The sequence below is a fragment of the Coraliomargarita parva genome (assembly GCF_027257905.1).
GTDB lineage: Bacteria > Verrucomicrobiota > Verrucomicrobiia > Opitutales > Coraliomargaritaceae > Coraliomargarita_A > Coraliomargarita_A parva.
Window position 1 is genome coordinate 287,629 of record NZ_JAPZEI010000003.1, and the last position, 17,682, is coordinate 305,310.

Consider the following 17,682-nt stretch of genomic DNA (forward strand, 5'->3'; position numbering starts at 1 on the left):
TGAGATCGCATTGCCTCTGCGGATTGATACAGTTTTTAGCTGTGTGTATACTGTTGTCCTGTTCGTTTGTCAGGGGGCTATTAGTTTGAGGGCTCATGAAAGACCTCGCATTCTCGAACGGCATATCGCTACAGCTCATACTTGAGGAGGATAAATTTCTCGGCATCGGTGTCGTCGAATATCAGGGGGTGCCTTTACGAGCTTCCGTTTTGCCTTGGAATTTTTACACCGAGTCGGAAGTGGAGGAACGTGCGGTTCGCTTCGAGACTTTCAGTTTGGAAGAGGTTCGGCAGGCGGGTGAAGCTGTCGAATTGGTTTTAAAATCCAAAGGTGTGGCCTTGCCGCGTATCCAACAAGCAGATGCCATGGGAGAGGCACGGGTGAAGAGCCGTCGTGTCGAGCAGCCGGAAGCGTTGTTTATCTGGCGCTTTGAGCCAATTGCCGAGACGCTCTACGAAAATGAGTGGCAAGGCCTAACCATGCAGCTCAGCTACGAATGTTCGGGTATGCCGATACACTGGATGTTAGAGCAATCCACTTGGGAGATCGGTGGTGTGGCCGAAGGCGCGACTTTAATCCAGCAAGATGTCTCGACCTTGGAATTGGAGAAAGTCGTTGATGCCGGGGATGCCTTTTCCACGATCGAGAAATTCTTTACCGATGGATGGGGCGGGAGTTATCCGATGGATATGCTGCCACGTGCGGCGGGTGCAGCTATCTGCGACTTTCAGGCCAAGGGAGATACCGCGATCTGTCTCTTTTCGGAGAAGCCGGGGTTGACCCGGGCTCGTTTGGAGAAGCATGCCGATGAAAATGTCATTCACTATTTGGACCGTACCTATTTTCCATTGAGCGAAAGCGTCAAGGTCCAGAGTCGGAAATTGTTGGTGCACAAAGCCGAGGTCACATTGGCCAAATACGAAACAAGGAATCTCTGGTTGGATTGTTTCATGGAGGTGCGTCGACGGATTCTCGCTAATTATGATTTCCAGCTCGAGGTTCCGGTTCCCTGTGTGGGGGCGCATTTGTGGGATAAGGAACTCAAGGAACGGATGGAAAAATGGCACGAGCCGATCCAGCGGGACCTTCCGGAGTATCAGCGACTTGGTTACAAGGATATGTTCACGCACGGAGTATGGGACAGTATCACCTCCGATCCGCGTGAGTGGTTGAAGGGGAATATCTGCTGTCCGTATTCGTTTACTTATGCCGATGCATTTGGTGGAAGCGAGGGGATGAAGACGCTTAACGCGGTGGCTGATGCCTGTGATATTCAGCTCATGCAGTGGTATTCGTTCCATATGTCCAAGGAGGCTCCCGTATGGCAGGAGCACCCGGATTGGGTATTGAAAGAAGCCAATGGAGATCCCTGGGATGGCAATTACGGTAGTCTATGGAGCGGGCGCATCCGCAGTGGCTATGGCGATTGGTTTCAGCAGCAAATTTTCGATGTTCAGGACAGCACCGGGATTCATGGCATCTTCTGGGATTCCTACCAGAACCTGGGGGTCACGGGGATTGACTGGGGAGCCGAAGACAAGGCCCCTCAGGCTGATGAAATTTTCCGGATGCAAGCTCAGCTCCAGAAGCGCGGGTTTAAGCAGCGCGTCGAGGTCGTGAGTATCTTTGGGGTCAGCCAAGTGGCGATGTTTGGTTTTAAGAACGATGCCTTCCGACGCCGCTTATGGGACGATTGTGCTAAAGGAGATCATGCCTTTGCCTTATTGGACTGTAGCACTGGATTCTTCTGCAAAGAGATGCTAGCGCACCCTGAGCGCTTGAGTGTGGAGGTCTATTTCTGGCTGGCCGCCCACCGGGCGATTCCTGGTTTGAGTGCCGATCCATGGGAAAGCGGTGCCCCGAACAAAGCAAGGCTGCCCGGAGGTGATTTTGCTGCGCAATACGGAAGGGTGAACCACCTCTATAATGCGGCGCTGCCGTTTATGGATCGTCCGAGACTACAGCCGGAAGGGAAATATATCCTCTGGCTGGATGCGAATGGGAATCCGGCTGTGGTTTGGGTCTTCGAGGACGTCTCAGTGAACGGATACGATTGTGCGACTGATCTAGAAGCGGGTGCACTGGAATTGAAAGACGGCGAGTATGCATTCAAAGCCGGTCAGGTGTATGCTTTGCGGCCTGAGGTCGGCAAATTGCTTGAATCGAGCATGCTGTCCGCGACCTAGTTGATTTCAAACGATTGGTTTCTCTCTGTGCAGCGAAGACGCGGGAGCGGCTTCGACATCGGCACAGGTAGAAGCGACTGTCATCGCTTCTCTACACTTGAAACCCTGTTTGCTTGACTTGCCCGCTGGAGTGTCGCGCTACAATGCGAAACGTTTTCTAAAATTCCGCAAATCCTGGCAGTGCAAATTCTCCAGAATCGATGGTCTCCTTGGACAGGTCTTCGCGTATGACACGTAGAAAGAATCCCCATGCGATCCCATTGCCGACATCCATACCGGTGCAGATTTCGTGTTCGCCCGCACTGAGTTGAATCGTTCGACTGGTTTTGTCGGGCAGGCATGGGTTGCTTCCATATGGGTCGGCGTGCAGTGGGCTTTCGTCGATCCAAGCTGCAAATGGACCATCGTAGCCCATTTTAAAAGAGAGTGTCATAGGCTCGGACAGTGACATTTTCTGAAAGAAATAGGCATAGCCGCTCTGTCCGGCCCAGTTGTCGTGCTCGTTGATAAAGCCATCCTCGCCATAGGATTTTTCGCTTAGGGGCAGGCCTTCCGGAGGGGCAGGGATTTCCTTGCCGGTACGCGTCAATTCTTGCGGAGCCGAGACTTTCCAATGCCGGAGGTAGGGCGTGCCGGCAGATTTCGGAGCAAGGGGGATGGGGCCAAAAACCGGGAGTGCCATTCCGCGGGCGTCGCTGAGGTTGCAATAAGGTGTGCAGCCATGTCCGTAGGAGAGGTTGAAGTCTTCCGGCAGTTTTCCCATGGGCGGGATAACTTCGATGATTGCTTCTTTTTCCTCCAAAGTGGTTTTGATGATCAGAGGCTGCTCGTCCCCGGCGGAGTCGGTCAGTGCAAAGCCATGAGGTGTGCCTGTTGCTTTCAAGTATCCGACATTTGAATATCGGATCGCGAAGCGCCAAGCTTTGCTTCCATTATCTAACTTGCGGATCGCTTCAAATTTTGGTGGTTGCGCTGCAGAGTTCTCCCCGCTTTGCAGGGCTTCTGCAACAACGGCCATGCGCTGGGCTAGTGTGGGGAAGCCGGTGGCGCTGATATGGATGCCATCGTCCATCGGTAAATCAATGGCGGCGATTGTGTATAGATCCGTGATCGTCTCGGGCAGTTGTCGCTGTTGCTCCTGTATCTGATTCCAATGGCGAATCGAATCTTTTGTTTTGTGGCCGAAGACCTTCCCGATTTGCACCATGATCCATGGGAGCTCGGGTTGCTGCAGCTCCTCGCGTGTCGAGGCCACCAGTTGCTGCATCCGCTCGGCATACAAATCGATGTTTCCGGGGGCGGCATCGCTCTCGCCCTGATACCACAGGACGCCAGCGACAGGCTGACCTGTTTGGCGAACCGACTTGAGCATCGAATGATACATTTCGGCTTTCGCTCGGATCGTGCTCCAGGACTCCATGGAAGTTCCGCCGTGCGCGGCGCAGATGAGCCCCTGAGGCACACCGGTGCGTTCGACCATTTCTCGGCCGAAAAAGACACCCGCGCCCACTCCGGTGGGTTTGTTTGCCCTTAGGGATTCCGCTTGTTCGGCTGTGCAGGCTTGTCCCTTGCTGTGACAAGCGTCCGTGGATTCTTGCAGGATATGCAGGGGGTCTTCCGCTGGTCGCCAAACCCGTGCCATGGAGTACGCTTGCACCAAAGGATGCGGCTCGGCGGCGTGAGTCATGTTTCCCAGGCCTTCCATATTGCTTTGCCCCGCCAGGATCCAGACATCCCCGACGAAGAAGGGTCCGATACATTTGGATCGGTTTCCCTGTTCGATACGGAGTTCGTATGGGCCGCCAATTGGGATCTGACGCAGCTCAGCTAGAAAGCTGCCTGTGGCATCCGCTCGAAGTCTGATTGTCTTGAAGTCAGGGAGTTGGCCGCTCGAATCCCGGATCGATAGCGTGATCTCCGAGAACGGAGTGGCTTTACCGCTGAGGGAAGTGTTGGCGCCTTGATGGCCGATTCTTTGCAGGACTTGATGTGCTTGGGGGCTGTGAATGATTTCCATGTCTGGGATGCTTAGAGTAATTCTGAAACGGTGACCGGACGCAGTTCCTCGTTGCTCTTGATGGCTGCCATGATGACGGCGAGACTCTTGATATTGTCTTCACCACTGGTTTCGGCAGGAATCCCGCTTCGGATGGATCTGGCGAAATTTTGAAGTGTGGCTTCACGCTCGACCGGGCCAGATGCAGGTGGGGGGCATTCTTTATGGCTCGGATGTTTCATCCATGCTTCGCAATGGTCAATGGATACAACGTCATTATCCAGGTGCAGCGAAGCTTGTGTGCCTTGGAGGCGCCAGTTTCCGTTCCAGCCTGTGAAACGTCCCAAGGCACTCCAGTCTCCTGAGTATGAAATCAGCAGGCCGTTTTCCAGTTCCAAGAGCATCTTCAAGCCGGCTTCGTTCTGGAACCAATCCGACGGAGTTCTAAAGGCTCGTGCCGTGACTTGCCTGATATCCTGCTGGGTCAGCGCGCGGATGAGGTCGACATGGTGGATCGCCATGTCGTGGAGTAGCGGGTAGGGCATGCTTTCCCGGAAGCTGCCTCGAAAGTCGCCGGGCACATAGAAATCGATGTGTCCGTGTGTCAGTGTGCCGATCTCGCCGCCGCCCAGCGCTTCTTTCATTTGTAGGATCGGGGCGTTGAAGCGGTATTGCTGACTGACCATGAGCTGACGTTTGGCTTCCTGAGCCAATTGGATCATCGTGCGTGCCTCATCCAGGCTCTCGGCGACCGGCTTCTCGGTCATGACATGCAGGCCCCTGGCAAACGCTTCACGGGCGTGTTCGATATGAACTTCCGGTGGTGTGATCGTCAGGATTGCCTCGGCTTCGACTGCGTCCAGCGCGCTTGACAGCTGGTCAAAGAGGCAGACGCTGCCCAGCCCGATGGATTGGCCGGCTTCTGAGAGGGCCGCTTGGTTGATGTCGACCAGGGCGGCGAGCTCAAAGTCCTCGGAGGCCGAGCATACGTCGAGCCAGCTGCGTCCAAACCCGCCGACACCGCATTGAATTAGCTTTAGTTTGCGAGGCATGGCATCCTAGTTGCGGATATGGTGTGTTGTTGGTGCCGTGATGGCATGTTTCGGATCCTTGGTTGTGTGGGTGGATTCAATCGTCCTTTTCGACGAGACCATTTCAGTATTCACCGCGATGCAACTTATTCAGTATGCGAACAGACGGAATTTTCATCCGGCTTACTGTATATCAGCCGTCGGTTGAATCGGGTGCAAGCTGTGGACTTGGCAGTTCCCGGGGCTGAATCGCTTACGCTTTGGCGGATAAGATCTCCTCCGGATCCGGGAGATAGGCTCCATATGCCTTGAGCTTTTGGCGCAGCCTGAGAGTGGATATTTCCCGGACACGACCTGTTTCTTGGGCGGCCATGGCCGCGGCGGTACCCGCGGCTTCGCCCATGGCCAGGCAGACCGGCATGACCCGTACGCTACCTTGCACATGGCGGTCGCAGGAGATCGAGCGTCCGGCCACCAGCACGTTCTTCAAATTCTTGGGAATGAGGCAGCGGTACGGGATACCGTGGGACTCGCCGGGACCATAGTGCATGGAAGAAGTCGAGAGTCCGTCGGCACGTTCACGGACATGTTCTTCGGCTTCCTTGAGTGAGTGATGGATATCGATAAAGTAGCAGTTTCGGCTGATTTCATCCTCGAAGCTGCGACGCTCGATGTAGTCATTTAGTGTCAGTGAATAATCGCCTTCGATACGACGGGTTTCGCGGATTCCGAGCACGCTGCCAGTGCTGACCAGAAACGCATTGCCGAAAGTTTCCGGGTAGTACTCGGCAAAGGCGTCACGGAATTGCTTGGCCAACTGCCGGCCTATCGCGAGCGCTTTGGAGACGGATTTCGGATCCGTATTATCCACATTCCAGATGTGCCCGGCATTGAATCCGACAGTCCCGGGGCCGGTCAGGTTGCAACAGGCGTGGGCGTCCTGGATGAGCGGATACTTGCCCGAATTGATGATTTCATAGAAGCGTGTCTTCGGGTGGTTTCCCATCACGCGCATGCCGTTGTCGCACTCTTCCTTGAAGGCCTTTTCATTGACATTGCTGAGGAGGAAGCAGTGGGTGGCCGGCATCAGCTCGCCATGTTTGTCGCCTTTCTTAAACTCAGCTCCGGCCCAGGCGCACAGGTCGGCGTCGCCGGTGCAGTCGATGAAAGTCTTGGCGCGCAGTCGGGACAGTCCGCTTTTGTTGGTCACGATGACCGACTCGACGGTGCCTGCTTCGTTGACCTCGACTGCGCTGAGCATGGTGTTGAAGAGTACCTTGGCCCCGTTTTCAGCGACGAGTTCGTCGTAGACGCGCTTCAGCAACTCCGGATCAATTGGCACCCAGTCAAGTTGTTCTTTCGAAACATGTGCCTGCTGCTCCTTGCAGCGGGTCAGGACCGTCTCGGCCAAGCCGCGGTAAATGATCTGCTTCTTGTCGGAAAAGGGGCACCAGGCGGGAACCAGCGCGCCGGTTCCACTGCCGCCGAGCATCGCGGTGGATTCGATTAGCAGTGTCCTTGCTCCGTCGCGTGCCGCAGCGGCGGCTGCGGTGCAACCGGTCGGGCCTCCACCCACCACGATGACATCGTAAGTGCCGGCTTCTCGAATGCTGAGTGTGACTGGTTGTTTATGCATGTAGTATCGATAGTCCTGATACAAAACGCCTCATTGTCCGTGTCCGGCCAAGCGTTTGAAAGCGTGTAGGAAGCTTACCTGCGACGACGAAGTGCAAGGCCAAGCAAGGCTGTCAGACCGGAGAGCAGCCCATAGGTTCCGGGCTCGGGGATGCTGGTCACTGTGAAGTCCTGGAAGACAGGTATGCTGTTGGAGCTCCAAAGCAAACCAACCCCAGTAAAGGCATCCGGGTTTGTCGCATAGGTGTAAATATAGCTTCCCGAACCGATGCCATCGCCTGCATTGACATCGACTTGGAATTCCGACTCACCGACCGGTTTATAGTAGCCGGCAATTGTCCAGTTGGTCTGTGTCGTATCAAGGACGAGTCGCAGGGTGCCTTCGCGATCGTCCAGTGATTTGGTGGAACTGACGCCATAGCCGTAGGTGCTTGCTAGATTACCGCCGTCGTTCCCGAGAGCGGTCCCGATGCCTCCCCACATTTCGAAATCGCCATTCTCACGCATCCCGAAACTCGCATGTGCTTCTGCGTCTGCTTCGTTGATATATCCAGCTGTCACCGGATCTGAGGTCGTGAAGGAAATCATACTGAGACCAGTGTTGTTCGTTGGTTTTGAGGAAACGTTGATTGTCGCTGTGATCTCGTAGATTCCGGTGCCAAAGCTGTAAGCTAGATATGCGCTGGAAGCGCCGGTGGGCGTTCCGTTGGTTGATAGCGATTTGCCTGCCTCGACATCGAGGATCCAGTTGGCGCTACCTGTGCCGTTGACTGCCGTGACGGGACTGGCTCCATCTCCGTCGAAAGTGTGACTGAAGACTGTGGTTTGCGCACTCGCCATCGAGGTGCTCAAAAGGGCTGCGCTCAGGATAATTGGAGATTTATTCATAATTGAGGTTCAGGGGGATGGTGGGGCCCTCTATGAGGGAGTTTGTTGCGACATTTTTTGAGGGATTTTCTACGCTCTCAACTGTATTTGCTTATTATATTTAATTAAAAAGTTATCTAATCAGCGAACTGTGTGCGCGCTGTATGTGATTCCGTTTCTTGATAGATATGACGTGAATAGATAACTTTTTGGGCGAATGTTTAATTAACCTTCTAATGTTCTACTTATGAAAAGTCTATTCACCTATGCTCTCACGAAAGCCACGTACACTTGTGGATTCCTATGCCTCTTTGGCACCGCAATGAGTGGCATCGCCTCGGCAGCCATTCTGGCCGATTATACAATGGATACCGGGAGCAATACCACATACACTGCACCTACCGAGGATACGGATACGAACTCGCTCGCCACAAATTTGCAGGGCTTCGACCAGGCAAAGTTCTCAAATTCCACGAAAACTGCCTATATCTTTGCGCCCTCAGTCGGAGCGACTGAGACGGATGCACTGGCCAGTGCCAGTTACTTCGAGTTCACGGTGACAGCAGAGGCAGGCTATGAATTGAATCTCGAATCCTTGGTTTTAGACCTTGTGATGGGTGGATCGTCTGGTGATGCCGAGTATAATGCCGTCGCTTATGTCCAGGCGGATGCTTACGGCAACGGCTTGGGCGAGACTGGATCAGTTGTGGGGTCGGTTGCCGGCACCTTGCTGCAGGAACAAAATAACAACAGTCCGGTTACGGTTGTCTCTGGTGCCATGATCGATCTCTCCGGAGCGGAATTCCAGGGCCTTGGGTCAATTACTTTCCAGTTTCGTTTTTCGGATGATTCATTGGATTCTTCCCAGTCGGATCGTTTGGATAATATCGTCTTGAACGGAGTTGCGGTCACAGTTCCAGAGCCTGCTTCCATCGCTCTGTTGGGCGGGGTGCTCGTCTTTATTCTCGTGGGTTTGAAACGTCGTCAACGCCAGAAAGCTTAGTCGCTTGCTTCTGCAGGTAGTTGCACAGGCTCCGCCCACCAGGCGGAGCCTGTCGTTCTGATGACTGGGGAGTCTTTACTTTTCGTCTCGGTCGGTCAGGCTGTAGGATCAAACCATCCGCTTTATTGTTCATGAAATCGAGAAGCCTCTCCAATAAGACTTTACCTGCCGCCAACTTGCATGACTGGAGCAGTCTGAATTCGGATCTGTTGTTTATTTATGACGATGCGATTCCCGGAGGGCGGGCGAATGTGTTTGGAGAACGCTCGTCCGAGTTCAGTGCCTGGTATATTCGTCAGGGTTGGGCGCATCTGAAATCGGAAGGGATGGAGGCGCATGCGGTTGCGGGGGAGTGGTTGCTTTGCTTTGGATCGGAGATTGAGCAGAGCTTTTCCGAAGACGTACATCTGCTTTCTTTGCGTGTGCAGCAAGCTTGGCCGGATGGCAGTGCCTTGTTTTCCGGTGGCCCGCTTTATCAATTTGCCGGAAAAGACTATCCGAAGCTGGAGAAGCTGGCATTGCCGCTCTTACACCTGATGCAGAAGGTGAGTTGGGACGAGGGAAAGCAGGACCCCCGGGATAGTTTCCTCTGGCGTAGCCGTATTGATTACCTGACCTATCATGACTATCAGGTGAAGCTCTTGAGGTGGCTTTCCGAACTGGCTCGCGTGATGTATGCGGAGGGGCATGAAATCCATGTGCCGGAGGCCGTGGATCCGCGAGTTACAGTTGCGGTGCAGATCATTGATGCCCTGTCGCCGGGGGAGTTGTTCCCGGAGACGGAGATTTGTCAGGCGACGGGATTGACCATTGGGCGTTTGAACCGATTGGCGGTAATCGCATATGGGTTGACCTTGAATGCCTATTGGGAAGATCGCCGCATCAAGTTGGCTCGCAGGGCCATGGAGAATCCCTCAAAGCGGGTGAAGGAAATCGCCGCTGATTTGGGCTTTGTACAGCTATCCCATTTTTCGGCCTGGTTTAAGCGCAATGCCGGAAAGTCGCCTCGCGCCTATCGGAATAGTCTCAGGGATGCCGGTTAAGGTTGCTGGCGCGTTTTCCGTCGGACCTGTTCGTCCCAGGCCATATCGGAACCAGAGGATTCGGCAGCGGGCCCCTAGCGGGGCGACAGCCTTGAACTCTTTTTCAACGCTAAGCCGGTAGGAAGGTCCAGGACGGCAAGCTCGTAGCCGGAGAGCTGACATTCACCGGAGACCTTTTTCTGGTCGACCAGGTTGATACACTCGGGGAGTCCACTGACTAACTGAGGGCTTCCGCTATGGTTCAGAAGAAAGAGTAAGCGGCGAGTCTCAGCCTGCCGGCAGGCGATTTGGACCGTGCTGTTTGCCTTGGCCAAGGGCTGCAGGGTAGATATCGCCATCAACTGATCGATGACAGGCTCTAAATTTTCATTGGAGCAGGATGTTCCCAGATAGATCGCGTGCCCACGACCGTAAGGATGTACGGTCAATGCGGCTTGGCCGGGGGCGCAGTGTGGGGCGGGGGGCTCCAGTTCGTTCCATGTGGCCAGCACTTCAGTTTGATCTCCAGGCAGTGCTTGTAGGATTTCGTAGTAACTTTGTGTCGGGTAAGTCTTGCCGGCGTGCGTGAACCTCAGGGGTTCGTGTGTCCCGTTTTCCTCGACGGTGAGGCCGAAGCATTCCTGTAGGAAGCATGGCGCTGTTTCGGAGCTGACCTGGTTGTCCCGTGTCCGGGTGGCGGTTCGGGCTGTGGCGATCAGGATGCCTCCTTGCCGGACGAATTCCTTTAACTTGGAGGCTAGCTTTAGGTCCATGAGCGCGAAGCCGGGCATAAACAGGGCGCGGATGCCTGTGAAACTGTCGGCGGCTTGAACCAGGCCGCAAGCCAGATGACGCACTTGCAACTCGCGCAGGACAGCTTTGCGCTGATGCCAGGGGGCGGTTTGTCCCAGCGGCATGCTCTGGTGGGCTTCATCTTGGTCCTGCTCCACTAAGATGCCAATGTCGACCTGAGGCACCGTGCCCAGAATGCGGGGCCCGATTCTTCGAAGTTCTGCGCCTTCCTTTGAAAATTCCTCAAACCGGCGTCTTGGAACATTGTCGTGATCCAGGATGCCGTTCCAATAGATCTCGGCTCCATACCGGCAAGTCCGCCAGCGGAAATGCAGGATGCCGTCCGCGCCATGGGCGATGGACTGCCAGGCCCAGAGTCGCATTTGACCGGGACGGGGCGTGGGAAGCAGGTAGGGGTGTTGCCCGCCGGCGCCGGCTTGTTGCTCAAAGACGACAAAGTTTCCCCGGGCGGAGCGGCAATCCTCCAATTTTAAAGAGGCCCAGGCCGGGTCCGGTTCGGGCGCATTGTTGCCGTGGGAAAATCCCGGATACACGTCGACACCGTAGAAATCGAGTTCCTCCGCGAATTGCCAGTGGTCGATGTGATCGAATGTGCCGTTGTGTGAAACCCACCATGCCGGATTTGCTTTGCGGATTTCAGCGATTTGACCGCTTTGAAAGGCGATTAGGCTGTCACTGAGAAAGCGGTAATAGTCCAACTGTTGCCCCGGATTCGCATGCGTGGGACGGTTTGGATAAGGGAAGGGGATTTCTCCAAAGGCACGATAGCTTTGTGCCCAAAATGCAGAGCCCCAAGCGGCATTCAATTGTCCTATTTGACCATACTTCGTTTGTAGCCATTCCTGAAAGGATTGAAGGCAGGCGCTGCAATAACATTCATTGATATGACAGTGAAACTCGTTGTCAGTCTGCCAGCCAATCACATGTGGGTTCTCGGCATAGTGCTGCGTCATGGCGCGGGTGATACGTTCGGACGCCTTTCGAAAGCCGGGTTGATTCGTGCAGAAGTGTTGCCGGCTGCCATGACGCATGCTGCGTCCCTCTTGATCGACCCGCATCCATTCCGGATGCTGCAGGCTGAGCCAGCGGGGTGGTGCCGCTGTAGGGGTGCAGAGTATGGTTTGAATCCCGCATTGGCCCAGATGCTCAATAGTCTGGTCAAAAAGCTGAAAGTCGAAAACGCCGGGTTCCGGTTCGACGCAATCCCAGGCAAACTCCGCCATGCGTACCACATTGACGCCTGCGGTCTGCATGCGTTCACGGTCCAGTCTCCGTTCCGCTTCGTTCCAGTGTTCCGGATAGTAAGGAGCTCCGAAGAGGAAGTTCTTAAGCGGGGTGGGGCGTAGGTGTCGGGGAGTCATTGGATCGTTCGGCATTTGACTACAGTTACCGTTGGGAAGCGTCAGTTACGACTAGGTGCTGCTGGAGAGTTCTTCATTTGTATGCGTATGGTCTAAGTGTCGAGTTGTCTGCCGGCGAGCTGTATACAAACTGTTAGTTATCTGTATATTGTTGCGATGGTTGACCCGGGGGCTGCCTGAATATTCCGAATGAGTATGTCTTCCCGCCAATTGAAATATACCTTGTCGGATGGTACCACTGGTCTGATCGAAACGGATTCCATTCTGGAGATTCCCGCAGGAGAGGTTGTGGCGGTTGATTTGGCCAGTGGCGGGCACTGGTATGGCCATGGCTTTAACCATGTGCAGCACTATCCCCTGGAGCAGGGAACTGTCGTGAATGAGGCATTTGCGGTGAACAATATACAGGCGCCGATCTGGATGTGTTCGAGTGGTGTTGCACTGCTGGCGGAGACGAAGCGGGTGCTGGATGTACATCTGAACGAGGGAAACGACGGATCGCTTCGGATCGCCTGCCCCGGTTCGGGGTTTCGGCTCGTCTGCAAAGTGGCGGCCACTTTGCCGCAAGCTCAGGCCAAGCTGATGGCTCATCTCGGCTGGCCGAACCTGTCTCCGGCGGCAGATGTCTTTGGTGACAGTTTCTTTTGCACCTGGACCCAGTATCCACGCTGTATCAATCAGGAGCGTATCCTCGAGATGGGACGTCAAATCAAAGCACGGGGCTACCCCTGCTCGACTTTAATTATCGATGACCGTTGGGAGTCTTCGTTTGGCGAACTTGATTTTGGTCCTGATTTCCCTCACGCAACTGAAATGATTCGTGAACTTCACGAATTGGGCTTGAAGGTCTGGCTGTGGGTGACGCCTTTCGTGAACACGGATTCAACAGGTTTTGAAGACTTGGTGAGTTCCAACGTGCTGGTTCCGAACAAAGATGGCCAAGGGGCTGCGCTGTTCAGGTGGTGGGGAGGCACGGCCGGTTTGATTGATGTGACTGCAGCTCAGGGACGTGAGTGGTTGCAAGGCAAACTCAAACATTTGCAGGAACACTACGGTGTGGACGGCTTCAAGATTGACGGGGGCGATTTCAAATACCAGCCCTCGCCGGAGATTGCCGACTGGCATGACTTTGCCGGCGAGTCCGGCTATTCGGATGTACTGTTGGCGGCTTTCGAGGAATTGGTGCCGAATCTCTGCGAGTCCCGCGCGGCTTGGCTGTCGCAGGGCCGTTCGGTCATTTGGCGTCAGGGAGGAAAGGATTCTCACTGGGGGACGGACAACGGTTTGTCGGCGATGGTCCGGTTGGCTCTGCATCTGAGCCTGATGGGCTATGACCTGCTGATTCCAGATATGGTACCGGGGCGGGTGCAAACCATGAATGCGGAGGATCCCTTGCCGACGGATGAACTGATGGTCCGTTGGACCGAGGTGACCGCCTTCATGCCCTTCATGCAGTTTTCCTATTTTCCCTGGAACTACAGCCCGGGCACTGAAATCACTGTCCGGCAATACGCCTTGCTGCACAAGGTATTGGAAGGCTATCTGGCGGATCAAGCGAGGGGCCGGACGGCACCCTTGGTCCGCCCCTTGTGGTATGATGCGCCGGAAGACTCAGAATGTTACACAATTGCCGATGAGTTTCTGCTGGGATCGGATATTCTCGTTGCCCCCGTGCTGAAGAGCGGCGAAACCGCCCGTGATATCCTTCTTCCAAGTGGTCGCTGGAAGGATGCATGGACCGGGGACGCGCTCGCGTCCGGCTGGCATCGCGGATATGCCGCACCATGCCCGGGAATACCGGTCTTTGTGCGTGCTGAACGTGAGGATCTGCTTCGTCTCCTGAGTACGGTCCTGTCCATGATTGACCGAGGTGGAATTGAGCCGGGACGGCTCACCGCAACGCATTCAGCCGGACTGACCCGTGATCTATCAGTAACCGGTTAGTTCGTTATGGAATTTAAGATAATGTTTAGTGTATACCTTCCAGATGTACTGCTTCCCCTGGTAGTCCTTTAAGTTCCTATGCCAGCCTGTTCCCGTCTCTTCAATTCCTTTGCCGCAGTACTCCTGGTCTTCCTGTTGGCCTTGGGCGGCTGTACCGGGGATTCTTCCCCGCGACTCGGACGACAGTCGGCGACGGAAGATCCTGAATCGCTGGAGTATCTGAGTGTTTCAAGCGGAGCTTCGCCGGAAGTTGCCTACGCGCTGCATGATGACTCCGGGGACAAGCTGGATGTTTACATCCGGGTCGAAGCTGCAGGCGATGATTGGCCGTTGCCACAGGTCGACTTGGGTCTTTCGGCGGCACACACAGTACGCCTCGATAGCATGGAAGCAAAGGTCAAGACCGAGGGAGCGTATCAGCTTTTCAGGTTCACTGTCGACCCGGCTGAATTGGATCCGGTGAATCCGCAGCTGCCTTCGCTGCGTATGGCTTTTTCGGTCGAGTGGTTGAATCCTCTGGGCGAAGTGGCTCAAAAAGAAAGCTTTATGCTGCAGGGGGATTTGCCTCCGTATGCGGCGATAGGATCCGATCCGGCCCGTTGGCAGGCTTTCAGCCTGGAAGAGTATGATCGCTTGGTTGCGAATCTGCGGCAAGAGATACGTGTGCAGTGGGATCAGCCGATCGACGGCAAGGCGACGGTGGTGATTAACGACGCTTCGGGCAAGCGGGTGCGTAATCTCGTTACTGGCGCCACTTTTTCTTCCGGGCGGCAGACTGCCATCTGGAATGGTTTGGATGAACAGGGGAATCTGGTGGCTCCGGGGGAATACCAGTGGCAATTGGTGACCCATCCGGGCATCACGCCGGAGTACAAAATGTCTTATTACAGTCCCGGGCATCCGGGGTGGCGGGATGGCCCGACGAGCATGTGGCTGGGGGATCACTCCGCCCCGGAAGCGGCGGTGTCCAATGGTGAGCTGATTGCCTTGGGATGTGCCTTGGCCGAGTCCGGCAATAATATCGTGATCGTGGACCAGGAGGGCAATAAGCTGAACGATGCGAATATTTCCTCCCGTATGGGGCACGGGAGGATCTTTTTGGCAATGGATTCAAGCCGGTTCTATGCCTTTTGTGAGGGCTCGCCCGCCTACACCAAAATACGTAAGGATGAAACCGGGAAGGAATACCTCTATGCCGAATTAAGCTTGGTCGCCTGGGACCTGAAAGACGGTCGCGAGCATCGTTACCGCAATGGCCGAGAGACCTTCAAGGTCGTACGCGAGTACAAGCTCGACCCGGAGTCTCCGCGGGGGAAAAAGCATGCGGTTGTCCATAATCTCAGGGGCTGTGTCTACTTGAATGGTGTGCTCTACCTTTCGCTCCATGATGAGAACCGGATCCTCATGCTGGATCCCGAGTCGGGCGAAGAGTTGGGGGCGCTGTCACTTCGGGCTCCGGGGGCCGTGGCCACGGATGGACGGCGCTTACTGGTCTACACGGGAGGCAATCTCGCGCTCTATGAAACGCCTGGGGTGGGCGCGGTGCCTCGTGCGCTGTTCACTCCGGATCTCAGTGCCGCCCGCGTGGATCAGGATGCGGATACGGTGGGTGCCGCGCTCGCATTAAGTCCGGAGGGCTTCATCTATGCGGCCGACGATGGGGTGGACCAGAATATCAAAGTGTATGATTTAAGTGGCACGCGCATCCGGCAGATCGGCCAAGCCGGTGGTGGTTCCGAAGAGGGCGAATGGATTGCCGATGCGGTTCGTCTGCCGAAGGGCTTGGCGCTGGATGGGACCGGACAATTGTGGGTCGCGGAAAATCATGCGCGGCCGAAACGGATCAGTGTCTGGGATGCCGCGGCTGGATCCTTGAAAAAGGAACTCTTCGGTCCTTCACGTTACGGTGCCTCCGGTGCGGGCTTCGATACGGCCAATATGAAGGAGTGGCTGGGGGGGGCTGCGTCATGGAACATCAATATCGATACGGGAGAGGTTGCCATCGAGTCGGTGCTTTTTTCCGGGGACAAGCCAGGGATGCCTGCGGATCGCTTTTACCCCTTCAGTGCATGGTTTCTGCACAAGGACGATCGTACCTTCATCGTTTCCAAGGATTCCGTGATGCGCCTGTACGAAGTCATGCCGGACAATCGGGCGAAATTATGGGCCATGTTTGGCAGCTTGCATGCCTACGAGGCGGAGTTTCCCCGCTGGTGGGTGCCGGAAGTGTTTACACGCCATCCCCAGCTGAAGGAAATCCTGAAAGACTTTACCGAGCCGGTTGGCAGCTACGGCAACTTCCGGAATGGGCCTGCGGCATCGAAGGACGGCCGTGAGCTCTCCGTCATGTGGATCGACCGGAATGGTGATGATGTTGCCCAGGTCGAGGAATTACAGGTTGCCGGAGATGCCGGCCATACGATGCGCGGCAGTATCTGGGGCTATCATTTTGAAGATACCTTGGATTGGAAGCTCTGGGTTTCACTGACCGACGGGGAATCCGGCATCGGTGATCTGAAATTCAAAGGTTGGCTGCCATCGGGGGCTCCGGATTGGGATTGGGGCGCCGCGGTGATGGGCGCAACGCCTGTTCCGGATGCCAAGATAGAACGGGGCCCACAAGCTTACCTCCAAGACCGCTTTGGGCGCATGCTGATTAACAGCCATCCGATGCTGGGCATCAATGCCGAACACGAGGTCGAATGGACATTGCCAAACGACTGGAACGGCGTGCATGGCTCCCAGAAGGCACCACTTCCGGTGTCGGGTGTGATGCAGGGATCGCTTTCCTATCTCGGCTGTGCGCCGCTGGACGAAGTGAGTGATGTCACTGTGATCAATGGGAACCACGGCCGCTTCTATGTCCTTACGACTGACGGGATCTATTTGGATGAGATGTTCCAGGATGTGCGCCTGTCCCGTGAGGCAAGTGCCTATCGGATCGGAGGTGAACCCTTTGGTGGCTACTTCGGTCGGGATAAAGAATCGGGACGCTACATCCTTCAGTCCGGACATTCGGATTACCGTATCTTTGAGATTCACGGACTGGATCAGGTCCGGCGACAAACGGGGCAATTGCTTGTGCGTCCGGAGCAAATCACCGCAGCTCAGAAGGTGCTGGAACAGGCAAGTGTCGACGAGAAGCAAACGCGTTCGGTGATGATTCGTACGAAGTCAGATTCGGAACCCGCAAGGATTGCCGAGTGGGGGGATGCCGGTAAGCCCTTTCCTTATGTCAATGTGACTGCCTACCGCGAAGCCGAGACCTTGGTCCTCAGATACGAGGTCAACGATCCCTCGCCGTGGACGAACCAGGGGAAAGACCGAAATCTCTTGTTTAAGACCGGGGATGTCGTCGTCTTCGAGTTCTCCACCGATTCCGATGCGCGGCCGAATCGCACCGTGCCGGTTCCGGGAGACAAGAAGCTGATGATCGCCCCGTACGAGGATGGCTCCATCGCCTTGCTTTACGATTACAAGGTACCGGGCGTTGAAAACCCGGTGCCTTTTAACAGTCCGTGGCGAACCGCATTTGTCGACCGGGTGGATGTACTTGAAGCGGCGGCCATCGATGTGAAGAAGAACCGCCGCGGTTATGTGCTGTCCGCCCGCATCCCGCTTTCCGTGCTGGGCTTGCCCCCCGTTGGGTCTGATTTGGAATTGAAGGGCGATTTTGGTGTGATTTATGGCGACGACAAAGGCCAGATCAATGTCTTGCGCAGCCATTGGAGCAATCAATCAACCGGTTTGGTCAATGATGTGCCGGGTGAGATTATGATAAATCCGGGCCTTTGGGGGAACTTCGAGTGGAAGTAATGAATATG

Annotated in this window: 10 protein-coding genes; 5 read left to right on the plus strand and 5 right to left on the minus strand. The window is 55.3% G+C overall.

Annotation, left to right across the window (positions count from 1 at the left end; all coding sequences use genetic code 11):
• Positions 1-95 precede the first annotated feature (95 nt).
• Positions 96-2,186, plus strand: a complete 2,091-nt coding sequence (locus O2597_RS05650; RefSeq protein WP_269523271.1) for a hypothetical protein — start codon at positions 96-98, stop codon at positions 2,184-2,186.
• Positions 2,187-2,343: 157 nt separating this feature from the next.
• Here O2597_RS05650 and O2597_RS05655 read toward each other — a convergent pair whose 3' ends face one another.
• The 4 genes from O2597_RS05655 to O2597_RS05670 form a co-directional block, all read right to left on the minus strand.
• Positions 2,344-4,203: a sialate O-acetylesterase gene (locus O2597_RS05655; RefSeq protein ID WP_269523273.1), complete on the minus strand. Its 1,860-nt coding sequence runs from the start codon at positions 4,201-4,203 to the stop codon at positions 2,344-2,346.
• A gap of 11 nt (positions 4,204-4,214) precedes the next feature.
• A complete protein-coding gene (locus O2597_RS05660; protein ID WP_269523275.1) occupies positions 4,215-5,234 on the minus strand; it encodes a Gfo/Idh/MocA family protein in 1,020 nt (339 codons plus the stop codon).
• Between the two features lie 232 nt (positions 5,235-5,466).
• Positions 5,467-6,849, minus strand: a complete 1,383-nt coding sequence (locus O2597_RS05665) for an FAD-dependent oxidoreductase (protein WP_269523277.1) — start codon at positions 6,847-6,849, stop codon at positions 5,467-5,469.
• Between the two features lie 74 nt (positions 6,850-6,923).
• Entirely contained in the window at positions 6,924-7,736 is an 813-nt protein-coding gene (locus O2597_RS05670) for a PEP-CTERM sorting domain-containing protein (protein ID WP_269523279.1), read from the minus strand.
• A gap of 226 nt (positions 7,737-7,962) precedes the next feature.
• On the opposite strand from O2597_RS05670, the gene O2597_RS05675 reads away from it, so the two are divergent.
• Together O2597_RS05675 and O2597_RS05680 are read left to right on the plus strand one after the other, a co-directional pair.
• Positions 7,963-8,718: a PEP-CTERM sorting domain-containing protein gene (locus O2597_RS05675; RefSeq protein ID WP_269523281.1), complete on the plus strand. Its 756-nt coding sequence runs from the start codon at positions 7,963-7,965 to the stop codon at positions 8,716-8,718.
• Positions 8,719-8,849: 131 nt separating this feature from the next.
• Positions 8,850-9,761: an AraC family transcriptional regulator gene (locus O2597_RS05680; protein WP_269523283.1), complete on the plus strand. Its 912-nt coding sequence runs from the start codon at positions 8,850-8,852 to the stop codon at positions 9,759-9,761.
• A 74-nt stretch (positions 9,762-9,835) separates the two neighbouring features.
• Here O2597_RS05680 and O2597_RS05685 read toward each other — a convergent pair whose 3' ends face one another.
• Positions 9,836-11,914, minus strand: coding sequence for a beta-galactosidase (locus tag O2597_RS05685; protein WP_269523285.1), 2,079 nt, complete (start codon positions 11,912-11,914; stop codon positions 9,836-9,838).
• Between the two features lie 195 nt (positions 11,915-12,109).
• Between O2597_RS05685 and O2597_RS05690 the strand changes: the two genes are divergently transcribed.
• Both O2597_RS05690 and O2597_RS05695 read left to right on the plus strand, forming a co-directional pair.
• A complete protein-coding gene (locus tag O2597_RS05690; protein WP_269523287.1) occupies positions 12,110-13,858 on the plus strand; it encodes a glycoside hydrolase family 31 protein in 1,749 nt (582 codons plus the stop codon).
• A gap of 78 nt (positions 13,859-13,936) precedes the next feature.
• Complete coding sequence (locus O2597_RS05695) at positions 13,937-17,674, plus strand: FlgD immunoglobulin-like domain containing protein (RefSeq protein ID WP_269523289.1); 3,738 nt, start codon at positions 13,937-13,939, stop codon at positions 17,672-17,674.
• Positions 17,675-17,682: the final 8 nt, after the last annotated feature.